The sequence below is a fragment of the Streptomyces sp. HUAS 15-9 genome, assembly GCF_025642155.1.
Classification (GTDB): domain Bacteria; phylum Actinomycetota; class Actinomycetes; order Streptomycetales; family Streptomycetaceae; genus Streptomyces.
Map to the genome: position 1 here is coordinate 5,227,845 of NZ_CP106798.1, position 25,400 is coordinate 5,253,244.

At 69.7% G+C, this 25,400-nt stretch carries 25 protein-coding genes and 2 pseudogenes; 16 read left to right on the top strand and 11 right to left on the bottom strand.

Translation table 11 applies throughout. The features are described 5' to 3' along the window. Nucleotides 1–138 precede the first annotated feature (138 nt). The gene (locus N8I87_RS24240) at nucleotides 139–978 is read right to left on the bottom strand and encodes an IS5 family transposase (RefSeq protein WP_263211686.1); all 840 of its coding nucleotides are present in this window, start codon (nucleotides 976–978) and stop codon (nucleotides 139–141) included. A gap of 253 nt (nucleotides 979–1,231) precedes the next feature. Here N8I87_RS24240 and N8I87_RS24245 point away from each other — a divergent pair, with 253 nt between their 5' ends. The 3 genes from N8I87_RS24245 to N8I87_RS24255 all read left to right on the top strand — a co-directional run bounded on the left by N8I87_RS24245 (nucleotide 1,232) and on the right by N8I87_RS24255 (nucleotide 4,214). Then, complete coding sequence (locus tag N8I87_RS24245; protein WP_263211688.1) at nucleotides 1,232–2,539, top strand: glycoside hydrolase family 10 protein; 1,308 nt, start codon at nucleotides 1,232–1,234, stop codon at nucleotides 2,537–2,539. A 115-nt stretch (nucleotides 2,540–2,654) separates the two neighbouring features. Further along, the gene (locus N8I87_RS24250; protein WP_263211690.1) at nucleotides 2,655–3,704 is read left to right on the top strand and encodes an LCP family protein; all 1,050 of its coding nucleotides are present in this window, start codon (nucleotides 2,655–2,657) and stop codon (nucleotides 3,702–3,704) included. A 153-nt stretch (nucleotides 3,705–3,857) separates the two neighbouring features. Then, nucleotides 3,858–4,214, top strand: coding sequence for a YciI family protein (locus N8I87_RS24255; protein ID WP_263211691.1), 357 nt, complete (start codon nucleotides 3,858–3,860; stop codon nucleotides 4,212–4,214). A gap of 64 nt (nucleotides 4,215–4,278) precedes the next feature. On the opposite strand, the gene N8I87_RS24260 is transcribed toward N8I87_RS24255, so the two are convergent. Then, on the bottom strand, nucleotides 4,279–4,932 hold the full coding sequence (locus N8I87_RS24260; protein ID WP_411577386.1) for an RNA-guided endonuclease InsQ/TnpB family protein: 654 nt from the start codon (nucleotides 4,930–4,932) through the stop codon (nucleotides 4,279–4,281). Continuing rightward, nucleotides 4,911–5,552, bottom strand: a complete 642-nt coding sequence (locus N8I87_RS24265; RefSeq protein WP_263211694.1) for a helix-turn-helix domain-containing protein — start codon at nucleotides 5,550–5,552, stop codon at nucleotides 4,911–4,913. Before N8I87_RS24265 ends, N8I87_RS24260 begins: the two co-directional genes overlap by 22 nt. Before the next feature lie 43 nt (nucleotides 5,553–5,595). On the opposite strand from N8I87_RS24265, the gene N8I87_RS24270 reads away from it, so the two are divergent. Together N8I87_RS24270 and N8I87_RS24275 are read left to right on the top strand one after the other, a co-directional pair. Continuing rightward, nucleotides 5,596–5,799: a toxin-antitoxin system HicB family antitoxin gene (locus N8I87_RS24270; RefSeq protein WP_263211696.1), complete on the top strand. Its 204-nt coding sequence runs from the start codon at nucleotides 5,596–5,598 to the stop codon at nucleotides 5,797–5,799. A 28-nt stretch (nucleotides 5,800–5,827) separates the two neighbouring features. Beyond that, nucleotides 5,828–7,105 (top strand): annotated as a pseudogene (locus tag N8I87_RS24275) (RNA polymerase sigma factor); the annotation flags it as partial. A 29-nt stretch (nucleotides 7,106–7,134) separates the two neighbouring features. On the opposite strand, the gene N8I87_RS24280 reads toward N8I87_RS24275, so the two are convergent. Beyond that, entirely contained in the window at nucleotides 7,135–8,370 is a 1,236-nt protein-coding gene (locus N8I87_RS24280) for a THUMP-like domain-containing protein (protein WP_263211698.1), read from the bottom strand. Between the two features lie 90 nt (nucleotides 8,371–8,460). Between N8I87_RS24280 and N8I87_RS24285 the strand changes: the two genes are divergently transcribed. The 5 genes and pseudogenes from N8I87_RS24285 to groL all read left to right on the top strand — a co-directional run bounded on the left by N8I87_RS24285 (nucleotide 8,461) and on the right by groL (nucleotide 12,844). Beyond that, nucleotides 8,461–9,393 (top strand): polysaccharide deacetylase family protein, encoded by a 933-nt coding sequence (locus tag N8I87_RS24285; RefSeq protein ID WP_263211700.1) that lies wholly within the window; start codon nucleotides 8,461–8,463, stop codon nucleotides 9,391–9,393. After that, nucleotides 9,390–10,229, top strand: a complete 840-nt coding sequence (locus N8I87_RS24290) for a polysaccharide deacetylase family protein (protein ID WP_263211702.1) — start codon at nucleotides 9,390–9,392, stop codon at nucleotides 10,227–10,229. Before N8I87_RS24285 ends, N8I87_RS24290 begins: the two co-directional genes overlap by 4 nt. 32 nt (nucleotides 10,230–10,261) lie before the next feature. Beyond that, a pseudogene (locus N8I87_RS24295) lies at nucleotides 10,262–10,405 on the top strand (GNAT family N-acetyltransferase); the annotation flags it as partial. A gap of 379 nt (nucleotides 10,406–10,784) precedes the next feature. Then, nucleotides 10,785–11,093, top strand: a complete 309-nt coding sequence (gene groES, locus N8I87_RS24300; protein WP_263211703.1) for a co-chaperone GroES — start codon at nucleotides 10,785–10,787, stop codon at nucleotides 11,091–11,093. A gap of 122 nt (nucleotides 11,094–11,215) precedes the next feature. Continuing rightward, on the top strand, nucleotides 11,216–12,844 hold the full coding sequence (gene groL, locus N8I87_RS24305) for a chaperonin GroEL (protein WP_263211705.1): 1,629 nt from the start codon (nucleotides 11,216–11,218) through the stop codon (nucleotides 12,842–12,844). 60 nt (nucleotides 12,845–12,904) lie between these two features. On the opposite strand, the gene N8I87_RS24310 is transcribed toward groL, so the two are convergent. Together N8I87_RS24310 and N8I87_RS24315 are read right to left on the bottom strand one after the other, a co-directional pair. Then, nucleotides 12,905–13,612: an ester cyclase gene (locus tag N8I87_RS24310; protein WP_263211707.1), complete on the bottom strand. Its 708-nt coding sequence runs from the start codon at nucleotides 13,610–13,612 to the stop codon at nucleotides 12,905–12,907. Nucleotides 13,613–13,735: 123 nt separating this feature from the next. Continuing rightward, a complete protein-coding gene (locus N8I87_RS24315; protein ID WP_263211709.1) occupies nucleotides 13,736–14,335 on the bottom strand; it encodes a TetR/AcrR family transcriptional regulator in 600 nt (199 codons plus the stop codon). A 111-nt stretch (nucleotides 14,336–14,446) separates the two neighbouring features. Between N8I87_RS24315 and N8I87_RS24320 the strand changes: the two genes are divergently transcribed. Then, on the top strand, nucleotides 14,447–14,782 hold the full coding sequence (locus N8I87_RS24320) for a hypothetical protein (RefSeq protein WP_263211711.1): 336 nt from the start codon (nucleotides 14,447–14,449) through the stop codon (nucleotides 14,780–14,782). A gap of 164 nt (nucleotides 14,783–14,946) precedes the next feature. Here N8I87_RS24320 and N8I87_RS24325 read toward each other — a convergent pair whose 3' ends face one another. Then, nucleotides 14,947–15,720 carry an SDR family NAD(P)-dependent oxidoreductase gene (locus tag N8I87_RS24325; RefSeq protein ID WP_263211713.1) on the bottom strand — a complete coding sequence of 258 codons (774 nt, stop codon included), beginning with the start codon at nucleotides 15,718–15,720 and terminating at the stop codon, nucleotides 14,947–14,949. Nucleotides 15,721–15,770: 50 nt separating this feature from the next. Further along, nucleotides 15,771–16,463, bottom strand: coding sequence for an MOSC domain-containing protein (locus tag N8I87_RS24330; protein ID WP_263211715.1), 693 nt, complete (start codon nucleotides 16,461–16,463; stop codon nucleotides 15,771–15,773). Nucleotides 16,464–16,542: 79 nt separating this feature from the next. Between N8I87_RS24330 and N8I87_RS24335 the strand changes: the two genes are divergently transcribed. Continuing rightward, nucleotides 16,543–17,442, top strand: a complete 900-nt coding sequence (locus N8I87_RS24335; protein ID WP_263211716.1) for a LysR family transcriptional regulator — start codon at nucleotides 16,543–16,545, stop codon at nucleotides 17,440–17,442. 89 nt (nucleotides 17,443–17,531) lie between these two features. On the opposite strand, the gene N8I87_RS24340 is transcribed toward N8I87_RS24335, so the two are convergent. Then, complete coding sequence (locus N8I87_RS24340) at nucleotides 17,532–17,861, bottom strand: WhiB family transcriptional regulator (protein ID WP_263211718.1); 330 nt, start codon at nucleotides 17,859–17,861, stop codon at nucleotides 17,532–17,534. Between the two features lie 381 nt (nucleotides 17,862–18,242). On the opposite strand from N8I87_RS24340, the gene N8I87_RS24345 reads away from it, so the two are divergent. The 4 genes from N8I87_RS24345 (at nucleotide 18,243) to N8I87_RS24360 (ending at nucleotide 22,640) form a co-directional block, all read left to right on the top strand. Then, nucleotides 18,243–18,854 carry a response regulator transcription factor gene (locus N8I87_RS24345; protein ID WP_003948568.1) on the top strand — a complete coding sequence of 204 codons (612 nt, stop codon included), beginning with the start codon at nucleotides 18,243–18,245 and terminating at the stop codon, nucleotides 18,852–18,854. A 257-nt stretch (nucleotides 18,855–19,111) separates the two neighbouring features. Further along, nucleotides 19,112–19,699 carry a sigma-70 family RNA polymerase sigma factor gene (locus N8I87_RS24350; RefSeq protein ID WP_263211719.1) on the top strand — a complete coding sequence of 196 codons (588 nt, stop codon included), beginning with the start codon at nucleotides 19,112–19,114 and terminating at the stop codon, nucleotides 19,697–19,699. A 154-nt stretch (nucleotides 19,700–19,853) separates the two neighbouring features. Then, nucleotides 19,854–21,359 (top strand): IMP dehydrogenase, encoded by a 1,506-nt coding sequence (guaB, locus tag N8I87_RS24355; protein ID WP_263211721.1) that lies wholly within the window; start codon nucleotides 19,854–19,856, stop codon nucleotides 21,357–21,359. Nucleotides 21,360–21,515: 156 nt separating this feature from the next. Next, nucleotides 21,516–22,640 (top strand): GuaB3 family IMP dehydrogenase-related protein, encoded by a 1,125-nt coding sequence (locus N8I87_RS24360; protein WP_263211723.1) that lies wholly within the window; start codon nucleotides 21,516–21,518, stop codon nucleotides 22,638–22,640. Nucleotides 22,641–23,301: 661 nt separating this feature from the next. On the opposite strand, the gene N8I87_RS24365 is transcribed toward N8I87_RS24360, so the two are convergent. Next, nucleotides 23,302–23,847: a hypothetical protein gene (locus N8I87_RS24365; protein ID WP_263211724.1), complete on the bottom strand. Its 546-nt coding sequence runs from the start codon at nucleotides 23,845–23,847 to the stop codon at nucleotides 23,302–23,304. Nucleotides 23,848–23,997: 150 nt separating this feature from the next. After that, nucleotides 23,998–25,206 (bottom strand): nucleotide sugar dehydrogenase, encoded by a 1,209-nt coding sequence (locus tag N8I87_RS24370; protein ID WP_263211725.1) that lies wholly within the window; start codon nucleotides 25,204–25,206, stop codon nucleotides 23,998–24,000. Nucleotides 25,207–25,400: the final 194 nt, after the last annotated feature.

A 25,400-nucleotide genomic window follows, 5' to 3' on the forward strand; every position in this document is an offset into this window, starting at 1 on the left:
GGGGCGGGCGCCCCCACACTCCTCCGCAGTCAGTCGGTTGTTCGACCGAAACTTTCGGAGGTTCCGCAATGAGAAGAACTCCCGCAACGAGAACGACTCTGAGAGGGCATTTGATCTAGGCGAATTGCCCTTTCTATTCTAGTAAGTCCCTCGCCAGGTTGGTGTCGTCTCGTCCGTTATGCGCTTGGCGAGGTTGTCGATCGAGGCGACGTGGATCATGGCCTCGGAGCTGGCGGGAAGGGTCTCGTAATCGCGAGAAAGGCGCCGGTGCAACATAAGCCAACCCAGGCTTCGCTCGACTACCCAGCGTCTTTTGACAACGTGAAAGCCGCGAACTCCGGGGTTTCTGTTGACGACTTCGACGTCGATTCCGAGACGTGCGCCGTGCTCGATGACGGCGTTCTTGAAGCCGGTGTCGACCCAGCTCTTGGCGATGGTTGGATACGTCTTCTTGGCTTGGTCGAGAAGACGTATTCCTACGGCGTTCTCGGAGAGGCTCGCGGCGGTGACAGTCACGGCGAGGATGAGTCCGATCGTATCGGTGAGTATGCCTCGCTTGCGGCCGACGATCTTCTTGGCGGCGTCCGTTCCCTGGCTGGTCAGGGGCACGTTGGTGGAGGTCTTCACGCTCTGGGTGTCGATGACGGACCCTGTGGGTTCGGGCTTGCGCCCTTCCTTCACGCGGGCGAGCCCGGTCAGGTCGTAGTTGAGCTGGGCGAGGATTCCCTCATCGCGCCAGGCGGCATAGTAGGCGTAGACGGTGCCGTAGTTCGGGAAGTCGTGTGGGAGGTATTTCCAGGGGATTCCCGTGCGGTTGATGTAGAGGAGTGCGTTGAATACGTCGCGCAGGTCGACCTTGGTAAGCTGCCCGGTGGGTCTGCGGTCGAGCCGGGCTTTTCTCCAGGCCGTCAACGTCGGCTCGATTAGGGCCCATCGGGCGTCGGAAAGGTCGCTGGGGTACGGCTTCCGCTGGCTCACGTTCCAGAGGGATCATGGGTGTGACGGAAGATCGGGTTCCGGTGATCATCGGGCGGTTCCGTGCCATCTCTACGTCAGACACGCTTCGAGGATCGAAGCCGAGCGAAACGGGCGGGCAGGTCCGGAAGTCTTGAAGTGATGAAGCGCATTGATCCGCCGAAAGACCTCAAACTGACACAGCGACAGAACTCGCATACCGGCATGAGGCATACCTGAACGCCCACTGAGAACCGGCTTACCCCTGGCGTCCCTCGTGACCGGGCTCGCCCTGCTGCTCACGGCACCCGCGGCGCACGCCGCCGACACCCCGCTGCGCGATCTCGCCGCCGCCGAGGGCAAGGTCATCGGCACGGCGGTCACCGGCTCCAAGCTCACCGGTACCTATGGCGACGTAGCCGGGGCGCAGTTCGGCTCGCTCACCCCCGGCAACGCCATGAAGTGGGGCACGGTCGAGCCGGCCCAGGGCTCCTTCAACTGGGCCGAGGCCGACCAGATCGTCGCCTTCGCGCAGGCCCACCATCAGCAGGTGCGCGGCCACACCCTGGTCTGGCACAGCCAGAACCCGAGCTGGCTGACCAACGGCAGCTGGACGTCCGCCCAGCTGAGCGGCCTGCTGCAGAACCACATCAGCACCGAGGTCACCCGCTACAAGGGCAAGGTCGCCGCCTGGGACGTGGTCAACGAGCCCTTCAACGAGGACGGCACCCACCGCTCGACGCTCTGGTACGACGGCCTCGGCTCCGGCTACATCGCCAGCGCCCTGACCTGGGCGCACGCCGCCGACCCCGACGCCAAGCTGTACATCAACGACTACAACGTCGAGGGCGTCAACGCGAAGAGCACCGCCCTGTACAACCTGGTCAAGTCCCTGAAGGCGCAGGGGGTTCCGATCGACGGGGTGGGCCTGCAGGCGCATCTGATCCTCGGCCAGATCCCGGCCACGCTCCAGCAGAACGTCCAGCGCTTCGCCGACCTGGGCGTGGACGTGGCGATCACCGAGCTGGACGTACGGATGGCGCTGCCTTCGGACAGCACGAAGCTGGCCCAGCAGGCCGCCGACTACAAGTCGGTCGTCGCCGCCTGCGTGGCCGTGACCCGCTGCGTCAATGTCACCGTGTGGGGCTTCACCGACTCCGACTCCTGGGTGCCGAGCACCTTCCCGGGGTACGGGGCGGCGACGCCGTACGACGAGAACTACGCGCCGAAACCGGCGTACTACGGGATCGCCGAGGCCCTCGGCGGCGGCACGACCACACCGCCTCCGACCGGCGCCTGCGCGGCGACGTACAGCGTGACCAGCCAGTGGAACACCGGGTTCACCGGGCAGGTGCGGATCTCCTGCTCCGGTGCCTCGCTGTCGTCCTGGAAGGCGAGCTGGACGTACGGTGCGGGCCAGCGGATCACCCAGGCGTGGAACGCCACCTGTACCCAGTCGGGCGCGGCGGTCTCGTGCGTGAACGCCTCGTACAACGGATCGGTTCCGGACGGCGGTTCGGTGACGTTCGGATTCAACGCGTCGTGGAGCGGCGGCAATCCGGTGCCCACGGTGACGCTGGGCTGAGCCACGGCCGGACCCGGGCTGAGGGGACGCTGAGAAGCCTGAGATTTTCCGCAGAAAACGGCATCTCGCCCCGGAACCTAACAATCCCCTAATAATTCGGACTTACGTTCTTGCCGTGACCGTACACGACGAGAACGGCGACGAGCGCAGACGGTTGGGCCGGCGGTCGAGGGCGCTGAAGGCCGCCGGTCTCACCCTGGCGGGAGTACTGGTGCTCGGCATCGCCGCCGGAGGCTGGGCCTACTGGCACCTCGACAACAACATCAAGAGCGTCGACATCAACAGCGCGCTCGGCGACGACCGCCCGGCGAGAGCGGTCGTCACCCCGTCCGCCTCCGCTTCCCCGCTGCCCACCGAGGCCGTGAACATCCTGGTCCTGGGCTCCGACTCGCGCAGCGGCAAGGCGAACAAGGAGCTCGGCGGCGGCAGCAGCTCGGGCGCCCGCTCCGACACGGCGATGGTCGTGCACATCGACGCGGGCCGTACGGAGGCCACCGTCGTCAGCATCCCCCGCGACACGCTGGTCAGCCGCCCCTCCTGCCCGCTGTCCTCCGGGGGCTTTACGGCGGCGGCCTACAACGCCATGTTCAACAGCGCCTATTCGGTGGGCGGCCCGGTGTGCGCGGTCAAGACGGTCGAGTCGATCACGGACGTCCGCATGGACCACTACATCGAGATCGACTTCTCGGGCTTCGCGAAGCTGGTGAACGCCCTGGGTGGAGTCACCGTCACCACCGATGAGGACATCGACGACGACAAGAGCCATCTGCACCTCGCGGCGGGCACCCACCACCTGAACGGCAAGCAGGCCCTGGCGCTCGCCCGTACCCGGCACGGCATAGGCGACGGCAGCGACCTCGGCCGGATAGGCCTGCAGCAGAAGCTGGTGAAGGCCCTGCTGGAACAGATGGCGGCCACCGACCTGCTCACCGACCCCGCCGAGCTGTACCGGGTCGCCGACGCGGTGACCTCCAGCCTGACCACGGACACCGGCCTCGACTCCCTGAAGGAACTGACGCGCCTCGGCCAGAGCCTGAAGGGCCTGTCCTCCGACCACGTGAGAACGCTGACGATGCCGGTGGTCACGGCCCCGTCCGACCCCAACCGCGTGGTGGCGAAGGAACCGGCGGCGAGCGAACTGTGGGACTCCCTGCGGGCGGGCTGAATCGCCGTACGACCTGCGGAAACTCCCGAGGAAGCCGGGGCGTGGAAAAAATCTCCGGAGAATTTCGGGGTGCGTGTCGATTCGGGTGCCTCCCGTTCGACGCATGGGTGAGAGGCGGGGAGAGGCCCCGCCGACCGGACCGAAGGAGCCACCATGCCCCGCTATCTGTCGCTCGTGCGGATCGACGAGTCCACCGCCCCCGCCGACGGCCCCAGCCCCGAGCTGATGCAGCGGATGGGCGAGCTGATCGAGGAGATCACCAAGGCCGGCGTCATGCTCGACACCGCTGGGCTGACCCCCTCCGCCCAGGGCACCCGCGTGCGCTGGGAGGGCGGCGAGCTCTCCGTCACCGACGGACCGTTCACCGAGTCCAAGGAGGTCATCGGCGGCTACGCGCTCATGCAGTGCAAGGACAAGGCCGAGGCCCTGGAATGGGCCAAGCGGTTCCTGAAGGTGCACGAGGCGCACTGGACGGTGACCTGCGAGGTCCGCGAGATCGCCGAGGGCTGACATTTCTTGGCGTACGGCCGAGCTGGTGGCGTTGCATGGTGGGCTTTGACATCCTCTCCCTCTCTCAGGAAAGGGAGATTCCAACCTGGGTGGGTTGAAGTTCACGGACGCTCGACCGCTGGTTCGGCAGTGTCGTCCCCCCGGCACGGGCCGAGGGCCCGGGGCGGCTTTCGCCGTCCTGTCCTGCCGCGACGTTGGTTGCTGCGTTGGTGTCGGCGTTGCAGGTGAAGCCGCAGACGGTGCAGACGAACTCGGCTTGGCTCTTGCGCGAGTTCTTGTCGATCCATCCGCAAGCGCTGCAACGCAGCGAGGTGTACGGGGCGGGTATGTCCTGGACCCGCCCCGGGGCCTTGTGCTCGGTACGTTGACGTAGCAGGCCCCAGCCCTGGGCCAAGATCGCCTTGTTCAACCCGGCCTTCTGGCGCACTCGGTTGCCGGGCCGGTCGACAGTCCCCCTGGCTGACGCAGTCATGTTCTTGATGTTCAGCTTCTCGAACCGGATCAGGTCGTAGTCGCGGGCGAGCATGCCGCTGGTCTTCTCGCACCAGTCCTTGCGACGGTTCGCCTCACGGGTCTTGAGCTTGCAGACCTTCGCGTACTCCGCCGCCTTCCGCGCACTGCCTTTCGGGGCGCGTGCGGCGCGGCGCTGATGCTTTCGGATCTGAGCACGTTCCCTGGCCGTGAGCTGAGGGCAGTTCAGCCTTCGGCCGTCCGACAGGGCGGCGGTGACTCAACGCCCCGGTCGATCCCGATGACCTGTCCCGTTCCCGGTGGGCCGATCGGCGAGGGGATTCGCGCGAAGGCCACGTGCCACTGACCGCTGCGGAATGTGACCCGGAACGTCTTCGCCGCCGGAAGTTCGGGCCGGGTGAGACGGAAACGCACCCATCCGCGGCCGTGTACCTTGACGTGGGCCCGGCGTCGGTTGAGCTTCTGTACCACTACCGAGCGGCCCATGACCTGCTTGCCGGTCTTCGGATTGAGCATCGGCGTGCGGTCGGTGTTGAACTCCGGCACCCGGTCGGTGCCGATGACACGGAAGCCTTCATGCCGGTGTTTCTTCCGCCATGTCGGCTCGCCGAAGCCCGACGTGAACCTCGCGGCTTTGGCTCGGGCGAAGTCCTGCAACGCCTGCTGCTGCACATCGGCGTTTCCGTCCCGCAGCCAATCGTTCTCGGCTCGTGCTTCGGTGAGTTGGCGGCACTGCTCGGCAAAGCCCGGTGCGGGCTTTCTCCCGATCCTCCAATGAGAGTGCTGCTCAACCGCGAGATTCCAGACGTACCGCGCGTGCGCGCAGTGTTGGAGCATCTGCTGCTCCTGCTGCGGCGTCGGGTACATGTGAAATCTCGACTTGGCCCCAATGTAGGGCCATACTCAAAGTGTGATCAAGCTCAACCTCCGACTTCCCGAAGATCTCTATGCACAGGCCAAGGTCGCGGCAGCAGCCGATGACCGATCCCTGAACTCCTGGCTGGTGGCAGTGGTGCGACGCGCGGTTTTCTTGGAGGAGATGCCGAAACGTCCCGCCCGTGACCCGGCCGACACTGACAGACCCGACGACTGTGCAGACTCGACCAGGCTCTGAAGGGGCGGCACGCCCCGCGGAGAGAACAGTGGAACAGCAGCCCACCGAGCAGCCTCCCGAGCGTCCCGAGCAGCCCCCCGCCTCCCGGGCCATCGAGACCGTCTTCCGGCTGGAGTACCCGCGCGTCATCGCCGGCGTGACCCGTATCGTCCGCGATGTCGGTATCGCGGAGGAGCTCGCGCAGGACGCCCTGGTCGCTGCCCTGGAGCAGTGGCCCGGGGACGGTGTGCCCGACAACCCCGGTGCCTGGCTCATGGCCACCGCACGGCACCGTGCCGTGGACCTGGTCCGGCGCCGCGAGCGCTACGCCCGCAAGCTGGCCGAGATCGGCCGGGACCTGGAGACCACCGCTCCGCCGCACGAGCCCGCCGATCCGGCGGACATCGACGACGACCTGCTTCGTCTCGTCTTCACCACCTGCCATCCAGTGCTGTCCGCCGAGGCACGGATCGCCCTCACCCTGCGTCTGCTGGGCGGTCTGACGACACCGGAGATCGCCCGCGCCTTCCTCGTGCCCGAGCCGACCGTCGCGCAGCGGATCGTGCGCGCGAAGCGCACGCTGGCGACGAAGAACGTCGCCTTCGAGGTTCCGTACGGGCCCGACCGCGAGGCCCGTCTCGGCTCCGTGCTCGACGTCATCTATCTGATCTTCAACGAGGGGTACGCGGCCACGGCCGGGGACGACTGGCTGCGCCCCGCGCTGTGCGAGGACGCCCTGCGCCTGGCCCGTGTCCTGTCCTCCCTCATGCCGAAGGAACCGGAGGTCCACGCCCTGACCTCCCTCCTGGAGTTCCAGGCGTCCCGCGCCGCGGCCCGCACCGGCCCCGACGGCGCACCGGTCCTCCTCAAGGACCAGAACCGCCGCCGCTGGAACCGCATGCTCATCGCCCGCGGCATCAAGGCCCTCGCCCGCGCGGACGCCACGGCGGTCGGCGCCCCCGGTCCGTACGCCCTCCAGGCCGCGATCGCCGCCTGCCACGCACACGCGTACTCCTACGAGGAGACCGACTGGACGGCCATCGCGACCCTCTACGGCCTGCTCGCCGCCCGCGCCCCGTCCCCGGTCGTCGAACTCAACCGCGCGGTCGCCGTGTCCATGGCCGAGGGCCCGGGCCCGGCCCTGGCGATCGTCGACGACCTCGCCGCCGAACCCGCGCTGCGTGACTACCACCTGCTGCCCAGCGTCCGCGGCGACCTGCTGGCCCGCCTCGGGCGTACGGCGGAGGCGCGCGCCGAGCTCGCGCGGGCCGCCGAGCTCACCCGCAACGCGCGGGAGCGGGAGCTGCTGGCCGCGCGGGTGAGGAGCTCGACCGGCGGCCATGACCGACACGGCGCTCAGCCGTTCGCGGGCGCCCCGAGCAGCATCGTCGGGGCGCCCGCGACGCGTGTGAGGAAGACCGTCGCCGAGTTGGGCCCCTGCGGCTTGACCTTCCGCCGCAACTCCTCGGGCTCCACGGCCGACCCGCGCTTCTTCACGGTCAGCGAGCCGACCTCGCGCTCCCGCAGCAGCGCCTTCAACTTCTTCACACTGAAGTGGAGTTGGTCGGTGATCTCGTAGGCGGACGCGTACGGCGTCGGCCGCAGTTCGTCCGCCGTGACGTACGCGATGGTCGCGTCGACGAGCCCGCCGCCGACCGACTCGGCCACCTCGGCGACCAGATGCGCCCGGATGACGGCCCCGTCGGGCTCGTACAAGTAGCGCCCCACAGGCCGCACTCGGGGGTCCGGCAGCCCCCGTCCGAGCAGCGACCGCGGCCCTGGCAGCAGCGTGGCCCGTACGGCGCCGGGCCGGATCCCGGCCCCGAACCACAGCACCGCCTCCTTCACGTCCCCGCCGTCGGAGATCCACTCGGCCTCGGCGTCGGCCGGGACCGTCTCGTGGGGGATGCCGGGTGCGATCTTCAGCGCGGCGACCCGGGCCGCCGAGGCCGCGCCGACCGCCCACGAGAGCGGCGGGGAGTACGCCTCCGGATCGAAGATCCGCCCGCCCGTCGCCCGACCACCACCCCTCAACGACGCGCTTCGCGCGGCCCCTCCTGGTCTGCCGCCCCGCCGTGCCGGGTCGACGAACACGGCGTCGTAGGCGGACGTGTCCACCTCCGTCACGTCCGCCTCGCGCACCTCGATCAGCTCGGCAAGGCCCAGCGCCTCGGCGTTCGCCCGCGCCACCTCCACCGTCAGCGGATCCCGGTCCACGGCCAGCACCCGGATCCCGGCGCGCGCGAGCGCGAGCGCGTCGCCGCCGATGCCGCAGCACAGGTCGGCGACGGAGGTCACCCCCAGATCGCGGAGGCGTCCCGCCCGGTACGCCGCCACGCTCGTCCGTGTGGACTGCTCGACCCCGTTGGGCGTGAAGAACATCCGCTCGGCGTCCTCGGCCCCGAACTTCGCCGCCGCCCGCTGCCGCAGCCGGGCCTGGCCGAGGGCCGCCGACACCAGATCCGCCGGGTGCTCGCGGCGCAGCCGGGTGGCGACGGCGAGTTCGTCGGCGGGGGCCGTGCCGCGGACCTCGTCGAGGAGGGCACGGCCCTCGGGGGTGAGCAGGGAGCGGAAGGGGAGGAGGTCGTTCACCGGGTCATTGTGGGCCAGTCGGTGGATGGTGCGCCTCCGGCGGCGGTGCCTGCCCCGGTTCGGGGCCGGGTCCTGCGAGGATCCGGCACCATGCGAGCAGTCGTACAAAATGACAAAAATAGGGCCCTGAAGAGGGCTGGTCTCCGTGCGGGCGTCGCCGCGCTCGCCGTCGCCGCCGGCGTCTCCGGCTGTTCGGGGCCGGGCCCGGACAGCGGTGTACGCCCCGCTCCGGGCCAGCAGAGGCTCCAGGCACCCCCCGCACGCGCCCTGGACTCCTACGCCACCCGGCTGAAGGCCGACCGCGCCGCCCTCGCGGCCGCCGCGCGGCACTGGGACCTGGACCAGGTCCCCCTGATGCCCCCGGCGCCCCCGGCCCGCAAACCGCGGATCACCGCCCGCGCCGGCTTCGAGGTCGACGGCCAGGAGGAGGAGAAACTGCCGCCGGTCTTCACCACGATCCCCACCAAGCAGAAGGTCGTCTTCCTCACCATCGACGACGGCGCCGAGAAGGACCCGGCGTTCCTGCGCATGATGAGCGACCTGAAGGTCCCGTACACCGCCTTCCTCAGCAACTACCTGATCAAGGACGACTACGCGTACTTCCGGCAGATGCAGGCCGAGGGCATCACCCTCAACAACCACACCCTCCACCACCCCTATCTGCCCGGTCTGTCCTACGAGGAGCAGAAGAACGAGATCTGCGGCATGCAGGGCGTGATGGAGAAGTGGTTCGGCAAGGCCCCCACCGTCTTCCGCCCGCCCTACGGCAACTACAACGGCGACACCCTGCGCGCCGCCAAGTCCTGCGGCATCAAGTACGCGCCGATCTGGGACGAGGAGGTCTTCGTCGACCACTGGGAGTACCGCGAGGACGACAAGAGCCTGCACCCCGGCGACATCGTGCTCACCCACTTCCGGGGCCGTGACGACTGGGACGGCACGATGGTCGACGACATGCGCCGTTTCCTGAACAAGGTCACCCGCGAGGGGTACGCGGTGGCACGCCTGGAGGACTACCTGTGAAGCGGCCGAGGGGGCGGCGGCGGTGCCGGGCACTGACGGCGGCCGTGCTCGCCTCGGCCGTCCTGCTTCCCGTGAGCGGCTGCGCCCAGTCCGTCGACCCCATCGAACGGCTGGGCAAGAAGGCGGCCGCGCGGGTACGGCCGCGCGGTCCCGACGGCGAGCAGGCGTACCGGCGCTGGGGCCTGGGTTCGCCGCTGGCCCCGGCCCCGACGCCCACGGTGCGTCCCGTGGGGCGGCACACCAAGGGCCGGTCCCTGCCTCCGGTGGTGGACCGCGTCCGCACCCGTGACCGGGTCGTCTTCCTCACCTACGGCGACGGCGCCGAGAAGGACTCCCGGTTCGCCGACATGGTCCGTGAACTGCGGCTCCCGGTCAGCGTGTTCCTCACCGACCGCGCCGCCGGACCGGGGTACGCCCGGCTCGCCCGCCTCCAGTCGGCGGGCGCCGGCGTCCAGAACCACACCCTCGGCCACACCTCGCTGCGCGGACTGTCGTACGCCGGCCAGCGCGCCGAGATCTGCGGCCAGCAGGACAAGCTCAAGTCCCGCTTCGGCCGGCGCCCCAGCCTCTTCCGCCCGCCGCACGGCACGTACGACAGGACGACCCTGCGCGCGGCCGACGACTGCGGTGTCTCGGCGGTGGCCCTCTGGCGTGCCGAGACGACCGCCGACGGCATCACCTACACCCACGGCCCCGAACACCTCCGCCCGGGCGACATCGTCAACGTGGCCCCGGACGACACCACGGGCCCGACCCTCTGCGACCGCACGGCCCGCGTGCTGCGCCGCGCCCAGTCCCGCGGCCTGACGGTGGGCCGCCTGGAGGACTACTTGTGAGGCGCCGCTAGCGTTGCGGCCTGACGGACTGAGTGACGGACTGGGAGATACGCCCCGCATCGACGGCGGACTCCGAGCCGGCGGCGGAACTGCGTGCCGTGGTGCTGAGAGCCGATCTCGAACGGCTGGGTCGGTACGACGAGCACCGGGTACGGCAGCGACTGCGCGACGGCTTCGTCCTGGACACGGAGGACGAGGGCCGCCACCCGCAGGCGACGGCGGCGCTCAGCCACGACCAGCACGTCCGGCGTTTGAGGACGAGGCCGTTCAGGCCGAGGCGAGGGTCTGGGGGTGGCAGCCCCCAGGGGGCGGTCACCGCAACACCGGGCCCGCCGCACAGACGTACGCCGACAGCGGAACCACGGCCGACGCGCCGCAGGCATTGGCACTCCGCTTGACCGAGTGCTAATCGCGGTCATAGTCTCGGCCCTGGCACTCCCCCCTGGAGAGTGCCAACAACGCGACGGGCAGGTCCGGCACCCGCGACGACGGATCGACCTGGTCGCCACCTCAGACAGTTAACCCCGTGAGATCTCCGAAGGGGGAGGTCGGATCGTGACGACCGCCAGCTCCAAGGTTGCCATCAAGCCGCTCGAGGACCGCATCGTGGTCCAGCCGCTCGACGCCGAGCAGACCACGGCTTCGGGCCTGGTCATTCCGGACACCGCCAAGGAGAAGCCCCAGGAGGGCGTCGTCCTGGCCGTGGGCCCGGGCCGTATCGAGGACGGCAAGCGCGTCGAACTCGACGTCAAGGTCGGCGACGTCGTGCTCTACAGCAAGTACGGCGGCACCGAGGTGAAGTACAACGGCGAGGAGTACCTCGTCCTCTCGGCTCGCGACGTGCTCGCGATCGTCGAGAAGTAATTCACCCGAAAGCACATTTCGTTGCTTTGAGCTGCGCCCTTGGCCCCCGCGACCCATAGGAAGCCGGGCGCCGGGGGCGCAGTTTTCGTTCATCCAAGATTTCCGAGAGGGCTCACGCTGTCATGGCGAAGATCCTGAAGTTCGACGAGGACGCCCGTCGCGCCCTTGAGCGCGGCGTCAACAAGCTTGCCGACACGGTCAAGGTGACGATCGGCCCCAAGGGCCGCAACGTCGTCATCGACAAGAAGTTCGGCGCCCCCACCATCACCAACGACGGCGTCACCATCGCCCGCGAGGTCGAGGTCGAGGACCCGTACGAGAACCTCGGCGCCCAGCTGGTGAAGGAGGTGGCCACCAAGACCAACGACATCGCTGGTGACGGCACCACCACCGCCACCGTGCTGGCCCAGGCGCTCGTCCGCGAGGGCCTGAAGAACGTCGCCGCGGGCGCCTCCCCGGCCGCCCTGAAGAAGGGCATCGACGCCGCGGTCGCCGCCGTCGCCGAGGACCTCCTCGCTTCGGCCCGCCCGATCGACGAGAAGTCCGACATCGCCGCCGTAGCCGCGCTGTCCGCCCAGGACCAGCAGGTCGGCGAGCTCATCGCCGAGGCGATGGACAAGGTCGGCAAGGACGGTGTCATCACCGTCGAGGAGTCCAACACCTTCGGCCTGGAGCTCGACTTCACCGAGGGCATGGCCTTCGACAAGGGCTACCTGTCGCCGTACTTCGTGACGGACCAGGAGCGTATGGAGGCCGTCCTCGACGACCCGTACATCCTGATCACCCAGGGCAAGATCGGCGCCATCGCCGACCTGCTGCCGCTGCTGGAGAAGGTCATCCAGGCCGGTGCCTCCAAGCCGCTGCTGATCATCGCCGAGGACGTCGAGGGCGAGGCCCTGTCGACCCTGGTCGTCAACAAGATCCGCGGCACCTTCAACGCCACCGCCGTGAAGGCCCCCGGCTTCGGCGACCGCCGCAAGGCGATGCTGCAGGACATGGCCATCCTCACCGGTGCCACCGTCATCTCCGAGGAGGTCGGCCTCAAGCTCGACCAGGTCGGTCTGGACGTGCTCGGCTCCGCCCGCCGCGTCACCGTCACCAAGGACGACACCACGATCGTCGACGGGTCCGGCAAGACCGAGGACGTGCACGGCCGCGTCGCGCAGATCAAGGCCGAGATCGAGAACACCGACTCCGACTGGGACCGCGAGAAGCTCCAGGAGCGCCTCGCGAAGCTGGCCGGCGGCGTGTGCGTGATCAAGGTCGGCGCCGCCACCGAGGTGGAGCTGAAGGAGAAGAAGCACCGTCTGGAGGACGCCATCTCCGCGACCCGCGCCGCGGTCGAGGAGGGCATCGTCTCCGGTGGTGGCTCCGCGCTGGTCCACGCCGTCAAGATCCTGGACGACAACCTCGGCAAGACGGGCGACGAGGCCACCGGTGTCTCCGTGGTCCGCAAGGCCGCCGTCGAGCCGCTGCGCTGGATCGCGGAGAACGCGGGCCTCGAGGGCTACGTCATCGTCTCCAAGGTCGCCGAGCTGGAGAAGGGCAACGGCTACAACGCCGCCACCGGCGAGTACGGCGACCTGGTCAAGGCCGGCGTCATCGACCCGGTGAAGGTCACCCGCTCCGCCCTGGAGAACGCCGCCTCCATCGCCTCCCTCCTCCTCACGACCGAGACCCTGGTCGTCGAGAAGAAGGAAGAGGAGCCGGCCGAGGCGGGCCACGGCCACGGTCACGGCCACGCCCACTGAGCGACACGCTCCTGAGCGAAGGCCCGGCACTCCCCGCGGAGTGCCGGGCCTTCGCGCTGTCTACTGTTCCAACTGGTCGAGAGCGCCCAACTGTTGCATCAGCCCCAGCTGGTCGTGCTGCCACCAGGTCTCGGCGATCTTGCCGTTGTCGCCGAACCGGAACAGCGTCATCCCGGTCATGGCGACCTTCCTGCCGGTGGGCGCGATCCCCAGGAAGTCGCCCTTGTGCGTGGCGTTCCAGGTCCACCGCGCACAGGCCCGGTCGCCCTGGGCGAGCACGTCCTCGACCGTGAAGGTGAAGTCGAAGGCGTCCCGCCACATCCGGTACTCGCTGAGGGCGTTGTCCAGCCCGATCGTGTTCTGCGGATTGATCGGATCGTGGCTGTGGATGTCCTCGTCGAGCAGGTCGTTGAGCGGCGGCAGCTCGCCCGCGGTGGCGAGCGTGTCCAGGAACCGCCGTACGGTGCCCTCGTACAACTGCTCGTCCCGTACGACGTCCAGGTCCGTGAACGTGGGCATCTCGTCGCACAACGCGACCAACTCCCGGAAGATCCGGCCGGTCTCCGGGAGGTTGGAGTTCCGCATCGCGTCCTCGTACGTCGGGAACTCCACCACTTCGACGATGTGCGACGCGTCCGAACGGTCCTTGCCGACCACCGCGTGCGTCGCCGTCCGCCTGCCCCTGGTCTGCTCGACCCAGTCGTCCATCAGCCGGCTCATCTCGTCCAGCCGGCTGGTCTTGCACTCGATGAGCTGTACGAACGTCATGAGGCCACCTCCGGTCCCCCCCGGGTCCGGCTCTGTCACGCCCATTTTCCCACCGGAGCGGCACGATGCCCTGCGTTCACGCTCTCTCCTTTGCGGGCCTCGGCTCGCCCGGATCCCCTGGTGTCAGACCCCGGTGCGTGCCCCCGTGACGGCCCGCCGCGCGAACTCCACCACGTGCTCGCGCAGATCCACCTCGGGCGCGGCCGTGCCCAGGATCAGCCGTGCCATCTGCGGCACCGCGTGCGGCCACACGGCCAGGCCGATCAGGGTCAGCAGCACGGGAGCGACCTCGGCGGGCGCCTCCTCGCCCAGGGCCCGGGGGAGCTCCATGCTCCGCGCGAGCGCGGCGATCTTGTCCTCGTAATGACGGCGTCGGCTGTCCTCCCCCGGCAGCACCTCGTTGCGGTAGTGCAGGCCCTCCCACAGCAGAAGCCGCACGAGCACGGGGTTGTCGCGGTGGAAGTCGTAGACCCGCCCCACGTACTCGGCCGGATCGTCCCCGCCCTGGAGCGGTACGGCCTCGGCGACCTCGTCCAGAGCGCGCGCCACGACCGCGTCGAAGAGTTTCTGCTTGTTGCCGAAGTAGCCGTAGATGCGCTCCTTGTTGACCCCCGCGCTCGCGGCGATGCGGTCGACGCGCGCGCCGGCAATTCCGTGAGCTGCGAATTCTTCGTTCGCGGCGGTGAGCAGCCGCTCCTTGGTGTGGCCAGGGTCCCGTGTCATGACTGCAGGCTAGGCCGCCATGCCCCCGATCGCCAACCAACCAGATGGTTGACAACCAACTAGTTGGTTGATTTAGTCGTCGTACAGACGCCGACCGGATTGGAATCCGTCATGACCACCGTCGCTCCCCGCCCCGCCACCATTGCCAAGACCGCGGCTGCCGAGACCGTCACCGCCGCGACGGCCGCCGCTCCCCGGACTCCGGTGCGGGCCCGGGCCGTGTCCCCGGCGGCGCTGCCCTCCATCCACACCCGGTTCCTGTTCACCTGGCTGTCGGTCTTCGCGGCCCTCACCCTCGCGCAGCTCCTGATCGGCCCCTATGTCATGGGCTTCCCGGTGCTGCTGCGCAACCTGATCGTCACCGGTGTGGTCGTCCCGGCCGTGGTCTACGCCCTGCTCCCCACGCTCCTGAAGGTGCGTGCCGCGGTGCTCCGCCACCGCGCGTGACGCCCGCGCGAGCCGGAGCATGCGCGCCGGACCCGGCAAGCGGCCATGAACTGGAGGCCGGGGTGGGCGTCTTGGACGAAGAGGGCGTGCTGCATGGACGAAGAGACGGAAGCAGAGATCCTGCCTACTGAGGCCCGTACTTGCCTACTGGGGCCCGTGCTCGCTTACTGGGGCCCGTACTTGCGACCCGTCTTCGAGGTGATCCCGCCGAGCAGTGCCCGGGGTGTGACCTTCACGAGTCCCATCAGCGTCTTGTAGCGCGGGTCCGGAATGGACAGCGACTTCCCGCGCGCCAGATCGGCCAGCGCCGCCGTGACCAGCTTGTCCGCGTCCAGCCACATCCAGCCCGGGATGTTGTCCGTGCCCATGCCGGCCCGCTCGTGGAACTCCGTGCGCACGAAGCCGGGGCACAGCGCCATCAGCCGTACGCCGCTGCCGGCCAGGTCCTTCGCCGCACCCTGCGTGAACTGCACGACCCACGCCTTGGACGCCCCGTACGTGCCCCGCGGGACGAACGCGGCCACCGACGCGACGTTCACCACCCCACCGCGCCCGCGCTCGCGCATCGCCTCCGCGGCCGCCGAGGTCAGCCGCAGCACCGCCTCGCAGTGCACCTTGAGCATCCTCAGCTCGTCGGCCATCGACACATCGAGATAGCGGCCCTTGTTGCCGAAGCCCGCGTTGTTGACCAGCAGGTCGACGGGGTTCCTGCGGTCGGCCAGGCGCGCGGCGACCGTTTCGATGCCGGCGTCCTCGGCCAGGTCGGCCGTCAGCACCTCGGCCTCGATGCCGTGCCGGTCGTGCAGCTCGGTCGCCTGTTCGTGCAGCCGTTTGGTGTCCCGTGCCACCAGGACGAGGTTGTGCCCGTCAGCCGCCAGCCGCCGCGCGAACGCGGCACCGATTCCCGCGGTCGATCCCGTAATCAGAGCCGTTGTCATGGCCCAAGAGTAGTTACCCGGGCTGAAGGAGTCCGTGTCGTGACGGCGGCTCAGGGCTCGTGCCGAAGCCCGTACTTGCCGGGGTACTTCGCCACGTACTTCCGCGCTTCCTCAAGTGCCTCCGGATGCAGGGCCGTACCCGCGGCGAGCACGCGCGGCAGCAGCTCCCGCCGGGTCGTCTCCGCACGGAACTGCAGCGCCACCGTCACGTCGTGGTCCGGCCGGTGCACGATCTCCACCCGGTCGCCCGCCCGGATCCCGCCCGGCTCGATCACCCGGAGGTAGGCACCCGGCGCACCCTTCTGCGTGAACCGCTTCACCCACCCCCGCTCGCCCAGATGGGCCTGGAAGGTGCGGCAGGGTATGCGTCCGCAGGTCACCTCCAGCACGAGCGCCGGGCCGATCCGCCAGCGCTCGCCGATCAGGGCGCCGGACACGTCCAGGCCCTCGGTCGTGAGGTTCTCGCCGAAGGCGCCGTTGGCGAGCGTGCGCCCCAGCTCCCGCTCCCAGTCGTCGAGGTCCTCGCGCGCGAACGCGTACACCGCCTGGTCGTCGCCGCCGTGGTGGCGCAGGTCGCACACCGAGTCCCCGGCGAGTCCGCTCCCGGCCGTGTTTTTGGGGCCGGGTGCCGCCACCTGCACCGGCCCGTCGACGGGCCGCTTGTCGATGCCGGTCAGGCCCTCGGGCTGGTCCGTGTACTCCGCGGCCCGCGCGTGGCCCAGGTTCACCGAGAGAAGCCTCATGGCCACACGGTAAGGGAGCGACCTCAAAGCGTCGACGCATTATTGGGCGCGAAACCCAAGGGTGACTTATGATCGGAGGGTGATCGAGGCCCGTCATCTCCGCGTCCTGCGCGCCGTCGCCGGCACCGGCTCCTTCTCGGCGGCGGGGCGCGAGCTCGGCTGCACCCAGCCCGCCATCAGCCAGCAGATGAAGTCCCTGGAGGCCTCGGTCGGCACCCCGCTGCTGGTCCGCAGTGGTCGCGAGATGCGGCTGACCCAGGCGGGCGAGGCACTCGTCCGGCATGCCTCCGGGATCCTCGCCGGACTCACGGCCGCCGAGGAGGAGGTCGCCGCGATCGCCGGCCTGCGCGCGGGCCGGGTCCGGCTGGTCTCCTTCCCCAGCGGCAGCTCCACCCTCGTCCCCACCGCCCTCGCCGCCCTGCGCGCCGCGCACCCCGGCACCCGGGTCTCCCTGGAGGAGGCGGAGCCCCCCAGGTCCGTGGAGCTGCTGCGCGAGGGCGACTGCGACGTGGCGCTCGCCTTCCGGTACGAGGGCGCGGCGGGTGCCGAGGAGTGGGACGACCTCGTGGTGCGGCCGCTGCTGACGGACCGGCTGGTCGGCCTGGTGCCCGAACGGCACCGTCTCGCGCGCGCGGAGTCCGTCGCGATCGGCGAGCTCGCCGGGGAACCCTGGATCGCGGGCTGTCCGCGCTGCCGCGGTCAGCTGGTGGAGGTCTGCGAGGGCGCGGGCTTCACGCCTCGTATCGACTTCGCCACCGACGACTACCCGGCGGTGGTCGGCCTGGTGGGCGCGGGTCTCGGCGTCGCCGTCCTGCCTCAGCTGGCGATCGAGTCCGTACGTCCCAGGGGCGCGCGGACGGTGGTGCTGGAACCGGCGGTGCGGCGGGAGATCGTCGCCCTCACTCTGCCCGATCTGGCCCAGGTGCCGGCGGTCGCGGCGACGCTGGAGCAGCTGGCGGGGGCGGCCCGCAGACAGTGAAGTCGCGGGCACGTGTGCGCGTGGAAAACGAGGGCAGGCGTACGCATGCCCTCGTGCGGTGATGTGTCGCTCTTTGAAAAAACGTTCCTTCAGTCGTGCGAGGCGGCGTCCGCGTTGGACGTGGAAGCCGACACCAGCCGGTTTCTCGCCCGCCCCATGAGCTCTTCGCGCTCGTCCTCGGTCAGGCCGCCCCACACGCCGTACGGCTCGCGCACGGCCAACGCGTGCGCCGCGCACTCCGCGCGGACCGGGCACCTCATGCAGACCTCCTTCGCCGAGTTCTCTCGAGCGCTCCGAGCCGCCCCGCGCTCACCTTCCGGATGGAAGAAGAGCGAACTGTCGACCCCACGGCAGGCAGCCAGGAGCTGCCAGTCCCACAGGTCCGCGTTCGGTCCGGGAAGGCGGGAGAAATCTGCCATTACGTGACCCCTTGTAGCCGTTCTGGGCGGATACGGTGCCAACGACCGTACATCTCCGGTCTAAGGAGATGAAAATATGACTCATTGCGAATCTAGCCCCAGACACCGTGAAACGGGAAGAAAATGGGCTAAACGGGGCATAGGTTGTGATGAAAAGTTGAGGGTCTGTCGGGCATGTCTGCCCCGTGTCCGCCCCCTCACGTAGAGTGCCGAAGATGACAGGCAGCCCCGTAACTCTTTCGAGTGACCGTCGTTGAGAGTGCGGAGGCGGTTGAAAACACAAGAGCTCGGGCAGGCGTCCGAGACGGTCGACCGCACAGGTGACGATTCCGTACCAGCCTGGAGGCACAAGGTGACGCGCATCAGCTGCGGAGGGCGGCCATGACATCCGTCCTCGTCTGCGACGACTCCCCGCTTGCCCGAGAGGCGCTCCGCCGCGCGGTCGCGACCGTGCCCGGCGTCGAGCGCGTGACGACGGCGGCCAACGGCGAGGAAGTCCTCCGCCGCTGGGGCGCCGACCGCTCGGACCTGATTCTGATGGACGTACGCATGCCCGGACTGGGCGGCGTCGAGACCGTGCGCCGGCTGCTGTCCGCGGACCCCGGCGCGCGCATCATCATGCTCACCGTCGCCGAGGACCTCGACGGCGTGGCCCTCGCGGTCGCCGCCGGCGCCCGGGGCTATCTGCACAAGGACGCCTCACGCGCCGAGCTGCGCGCCACGGTGACGCAGGCCCTCGCCGACCCGACCTGGCGGCTCGCTCCGCGCCGGCTGCGCTCGGCCGAGATGGGCGCCGCGCCCACCCTCACCGCGCGCGAGATCCAGGTGCTGGAGGGCATGAGTCACGGCCGCTCCAACGCCGAGATCGGCCGGGAGCTGTTCCTCTCCGAGGACACGGTGAAGACCCACGCCCGACGCCTGTTCAAGAAGCTCGGCGCCTCGGACCGTGCGCACGCGGTGGCGCTCGGTTTCCGGTGGGGACTGGTCCGGTAGGAGAGTGAACGGTAGCGGGGGTGCGGACGGTCCGGGGCTCCCCGCCTGCCACCTGGCGGGCGGGGCCGACCGGGTGCCCGCTGCTCGTTTCGCCGCGGATGACGCATCCTTGAGGTGTGGAGTCTCTCGGGGACGAGTCGTTCGAGCGGAAGGGGAGGGCGCAGGGGATGAGTTCCGGCGCACCTGCTCATAACGCTTCAGTGCACAACCACGGGCACGATGCGACGGACCGGACGGCCGCAAGGCACCATGGACCGATGCGCGACGACGAGGCGGGCACGGCCCACGGGGTGATCGGTGCCCTGGTGCATCGCGCCGTCGACGGGGACGAGCAGGCCACGCACGACCTGCTCGCCCATGTCCACCCCCTGGCCCTGCGCTACTGCCGCACCCGGCTGTCCCGGCTTCCCGGTGACGCCCGGCACTTCGTCGAGGACCTCGCACAGGAAGTCTGCGTCGCGGTCCTGCTCGCCCTGCCCCGCTACAGAGACACGGGCCGCCCCTTCGAGGCGTTCGTCTTCGCCATCGCCTCGCACAAGGTCGCCGACCTGCAGCGCGCCGCGATGCGCCACCCCGGTTCCACGGCCATTCCCTCGGACGAGATGCCGGAGCGCCCGGACGACTCCCTGGGCCCCGAGGAGCGCGCGCTGCTCAGCAGCGATGCCGAGTGGGCCAAGAAACTGCTGGCCAACCTTCCGGAGAACCAGCGCGAACTGCTGCTGCTGAGGATCGCCGTGGGGTTGACCGCGGAGGAGACGGGTCAGATGTTGGGAATGTCACCCGGAGCGGTACGGGTGGCCCAGCACCGGGCGCTGAGCAGACTGCGGGCGCTTGCCGAGCAGTAACCCCTGTGCAGTAAGCCCCTTCTTTGAACAGGCGGGCCGTCCGTTCCGTACGAACACACGAAGCCCGAAGTCACTCAGAACCGTGGAATGAGTGAGCCACGCTTCCCGTTAGCATGGACATCCGCACCGATCAAGGCCATTTGGGGAAGGTGTCATGACTGCCAACGTCGACGGAGTGCCCGGAAAATTCGCGACACTCGGGCTGACCTACGACGACGTGCTGCTGCTGCCGGGCCCGTCGGACATGGCACCCGACGAGATCGACACCGCCTCGTACGTCTCCAAGAACGTGCGGGTCAACATCCCGCTCCTGTCCGCCGCCATGGACAAGGTCACCGAGTCGCGCATGGCGATCGCGATGGCCCGCCAGGGCGGCGTCGGCGTACTGCACCGCAACCTCTCCATCGAGGACCAGGCCAACCAGGTCGACCTGGTGAAGCGCTCCGAGTCCGGGATGGTGGCCGACCCGATCACGGTGCACCCCGACGCCACGCTCGCCGAGGCCGACGGCCTGTGTGCCAAGTTCCGCATCAGCGGCGTCCCGGTGACGGACGGCAACAAGAAGCTCCTCGGCATCGTCACCAACCGTGACATGGCCTTCGAGTCGGACCGCAGCCAGAAGGTCCGCGACGTCATGACGCCGATGCCGCTGGTCACCGGCAAGGTCGGCATCTCCGGCGCCGAGGCCATCGAGCTGCTGCGCAAGCACAAGATCGAGAAGCTGCCGCTGGTCGACGACGACGGCATCCTCAAGGGCCTGATCACGGTCAAGGACTTCGTCAAGGCCGAGCAGTACCCGAACGCCGCCAAGGACGCCGAGGGCCGCCTGCTGGTCGGCGCCGCGGTCGGTGTCGCCGGTGACTCCTTCGAGCGCGCCCAGGCCCTGATCGAGCGCGGTGTGGACTTCATCGTCGTCGACACCGCGCACGGCCACTCCCGCCTGGTCGGCGACATGATCGCCAAGATCAAGTCCAACTCCTCCGGCGTCGACGTCATCGGCGGCAACATCGCCACCCGCGACGGCGCCCGGTCCCTGGTCGACGCGGGCGCGGACGGCATCAAGGTCGGCGTCGGCCCCGGCTCCATCTGCACGACCCGGGTCGTCGCCGGCATCGGCGTCCCGCAGGTCACCGCCATCTACGAGGCGTCCCTGGCCGCCAAGGAGGCCGGTGTCCCGGTCATCGGCGACGGCGGTCTGCAGTACTCCGGCGACATCGCCAAGGCCCTGGTCGCGGGCGCCGACACGGTCATGCTGGGCTCGCTGCTCGCGGGCTGCGAGGAGTCGCCGGGCGAGTTGCTGTTCATCAACGGCAAGCAGTTCAAGTCGTACCGCGGCATGGGCTCGCTGGGCGCCATGCAGTCCCGTGGCGAGCGCAAGTCGTTCTCCAAGGACCGCTACTTCCAGGAGGGCGTCGCCTCCGACGAGCAGCTGATCCCCGAGGGCATCGAGGGCCAGGTGCCCTACCGCGGCCCGCTGTCCTCCGTCGTCCACCAGCTGGTGGGCGGTCTGCGCCAGTCGATGTTCTACGTCGGCGGCAGGACCGTGCCGGAGCTGCAGGACAACGGCCGGTTCGTCCGGATCACCTCCGCGGGTCTGAAGGAGAGCCACCCGCACGACATCCAGATGACGGTCGAGGCACCGAACTACACGCGGAAGTGACGCACGCGCGCGTGGAGCGGATTTTCCGCGGCTGAGACGTCGAAGAGGGCGGCCCCGGAGCTTTCGGGGCCGCCCTCGCCGTACCTCCGCGGGAGCGGTGCCCTGCCCGTCGGCGATACTGGAAGACGCTGAACGCATCAGGGAAAGGCCACCATCGTGACTGAGATCGAGATCGGGCGCGGCAAGCGCGGCCGCCGGGCGTACGCCTTCGACGACATCGCCGTCGTCCCCAGCCGCCGTACGCGGGACCCGAAGGAGGTCTCGATCGCCTGGCAGATCGACGCCTACCGCTTCGAGCTGCCCTTCCTGGCCGCCCCCATGGACTCGGTCGTCTCCCCGGCCACCGCGATCCGCATCGGCGAGCTCGGCGGCCTGGGCGTGCTGAACCTCGAGGGCCTGTGGACGCGGTACGAGGACCCGCAGCCCCTGCTGGACGAGATCGCCGAGTTGCCGGCCGAGGCCGCGACCCGCCGTCTCCAGGACATCTACGCGGCTCCCATCAAGGAGGAGCTGATCGGCGCGCGCATCAAGGAGGTGCGCGACTCCGGCGTGGTCACGGCGGCCGCGCTCTCCCCGCAGCGCACGGCGCAGTTCTCCAAGGCGGTCGTGGATGCGGGCGTCGACATCTTCGTCATCCGCGGTACGACGGTCTCCGCGGAGCACGTGTCGTCCTCGCACGAGCCGCTGAACCTGAAGCAGTTCATCTACGAGCTCGACGTCCCGGTGATCGTGGGCGGCTGCGCCACCTACACCGCGGCCCTGCACCTGATGCGCACCGGCGCGGCCGGCGTCCTGGTGGGCTTCGGCGGCGGCGCCGCGCACACCACGCGCAACGTGCTGGGCATCCAGGTCCCGATGGCCACCGCCGTCGCCGATGTCGCCGCGGCCCGCCGCGACTACATGGACGAGTCCGGCGGCCGCTATGTGCATGTGATCGCGGACGGCGGCGTCGGCTGGTCCGGCGACCTCCCGAAGGCGATCGCCTGCGGCGCCGACTCCGTCATGATGGGCTCCCCGCTGGCCCGCGCCACGGACGCGCCCGGCAAGGGCCACCACTGGGGCATGGAGGCGGTCAACGAGGAACTGCCGCGCGGCAAGAAGGTCGACCTGGGCACCGTCGGCACCATCGAGGAGATCCTCACCGGCCCGTCCCACAGCCCCGACGGCTCGATGAACTTCTTCGGCGCCCTGCGCCGCGCCATGGCCACCACCGGCTACAGCGAGCTCAAGGAGTTCCAGCGGGTCGAGGTGACGGTGGCGGACTCGCAGCACAGGCGGTAGTCCGTACGACGTGAGGGGGCCGGTCGCCTGGTGAGGTGACCGGCCCCTTTCGCATGCCCGAGCGGGCCCGCGGGGGCGCGTGGGGTGGTGTGGGGGCGTGCGGTTGCCTTCGGGGCGAATACGGGCTGGTGAGCGGGGCCGAGGGCGATAACGTCCGTGTCGGCGCCCCAGGTTCCTGGAGCGCCCCCTTCCAAGGACATGGTTCCGGGCCCCAGCTCCTCGGGGCCCGGCCCGATTTCCGACGGACCGTTCACCGGGCTACTGGGCGGTGTCGTGGAAGGGGGCGCCCATGGGTCGTCACCGCAAGCCCACCCGCTGGGACCGGATCCGTCTGTGGACGGTCAAGTGCCGGAGGAGGTGGATCTTGCGGATTTTCGGATGGTGAGCGGCCGCCCCCATGAGACCTAGGGGCGGACACTCCGTGCTCCATCCAGGAGCCTGCCGCAGTGCCCTCTGCGGTGGGCTCCACCTTTTGCGTCGGACGGTGAGCGGCCGCCCCCACGGTAACTAGGGGCGGACACTCCGTGCTCCATCCAGGAGCCTGCCGCAGTACCCGCTGCGGTGGGCTCCACCTGCCTCAAGGTACCGGCGGGTGATCCCCCACGCCACCAACCCGGCGGCTCCGCACCTCACGCGCCCCCGTGCGCAACCCGTGCGCCGGTCAGGCCGCGGCCTTCCTCGCGCCCGAGAACGCGGCCCATGCGGCGATCGCGAGGAACACGAAGGTCAGCGGGTCGGCGTCGGCCTTCCAGGCTTCCTGGACGACGTCGAAGTGCTGGAAGAACACCTCGTTGAAGCTCCGTCCGAAGGTGTCGGCGATGATCATGGCGTCGCCGACCAGCTGGCCGATGTAGACGGAGCCCAGCGCGAGGACGGGGCTGACGACGGCCAGCGCGGGGTTGCGGCCGCCGAGCTTGCCGGCCGCCACGCCGATGACGAAGCCGACGCCGACCGCCGCCCAGCCGATCTCGTGCTTGGTGAGACCGATGACGAGGCCGTAGATCCCGGCGGCGACCACGGCGGCGCCGAGGGCCGCGACCAGGCCGAGTGCGATGTTGTCCTTGCTCGGCGCGGGCGGCGCCGGGGGCGGCGGTACGGCGCCCGGCTGCGCGGCGTACGGGTTGGCGCCCGGCTGCTGGGCGTACGGGTTGGCGTCGGCCGGGCCGGGCTGGGGCTGCGGCTGAGGCGGCGGAACTGACTGGCTCATGACAGAGATCCCCCCACGGGACACGAAAAACCGACCGGGCATGCCGGTTGGAGAACTGGATGGCAGAGCGGTGATGCGCACGCACACGTGTGCGGCGAACGTGGTGGAGATTAACAGGCCCCACCGACAACGCCCCCGCGGTTTTCCCGCTCAGAGCCGGTGCGCGGCCCCGGTCGGCGTGGCTCCCCGCGTGTCGAGGAGCAGCTGCGCCTTCACCGTCAGGCCCTGGAGGTCGTACGTCCGGTGCTGCTGGAGCAGGATCGTCAGGTCGGCGTCGGCGGCGGCCTCGTACAGGGAGTCCGCGCGCGGGACCGGACGGTCCAGGACACTCCAGGACGGCACGAGCGGGTCGTGGTAGCTGACGGAGGCGCCCAGTTCCATCAGCCGGACCGCGATCTCATGGGCGGGTGTGCCCTGCTGGTCGGCGAGGTCGGCCTTGTAGGTGATGCCGAGCAGCAGCACGCGCGCGCCGCGGGCCGACTTCCCGTGCTCGTTGAGGAGGGCCGCGGCGCGTTGGACGACGTACCGGGGCATCCCGCTGTTGACCTGCTGGGCCAGCTCCACCATGCGCAGCGTGCGTCCCGGGTGCCCCGTCAGGTCCTGCGGGACGCCGTGGCCGCCGACGCCGGGACCCGGCCGGAAGGCCTGGAAACCGAACGGCTTGGTCTCGGCGCAGCGGATGACGTCCCACAGATCGACACCCAAGTCATTGCACAGGACGGCCATTTCGTTGACGAGCGCGATGTTGACGTGCCGGAAGTTGCTCTCCAGGAGCTGCACCGTCTCCGCCTCACGCGGTCCACGCGCGCGTACGACCTTGTCGGTGAGCCGTGAGTAGAAGGCGGCCGCCGACTCGGTGCAGGCGGGGGTGAGGCCCCCGATGACCTTGGGGGTGTTGGCCGGGGCGAAGTCGCGGTTGCCGGGGTCGACACGGCTCGGCGCGTAGGCGAGGTGGAAGTCGCGGCCCGCACGCAGTCCCGAGCCCTCCTCCAGCAGGGGCCGCAGGAATTCCTCGGTCGTGCCCGGTTGCACGGGCGACTCCAGGATCACGGTGGTGTGCGGGCGCAGCCGCTCGGCCAGGGTGCGGGCGGCCGCCTCCACCTGGCCCAGGTCGAGCCCGCCGTCCGCACCCCGTGGGGTCGGCGCGCAGATCACCGCGGTGCGCACCCGGCCCAGCCCCGCCGGGTCGCTGGCCTGCCGGAAGCCCCCCGAGAGCATCCGGCGCAGTTCGGCGGGGCTGAGCGGGCCGGCCTCGGGCCCGGTGGCGTATCCGAGCGTGGGGATTCCGGCGGCCACCGCGGCCTGGGCGAGGGGCAGGCCGTAGGGACCGAGTCCGATGACGGCGAGGTCTGCGGGCATGGGGTGGGCCGTCCTTCCCAGTAACCGAAGCGGGACAGGTGCGCAAGCCCGGTGGACAGGACGGGCGAGCGCAATGTCAGACTAGGAGTAAATATGACCCTTATGCGGGATTGTTTCCCTGTGTCTTCCGGGGGTTCCGCGTCTGTTGTCCACAGGCTGGGGGCGAGTGGTGGCTGAAGTCGGGCATCCCGGTC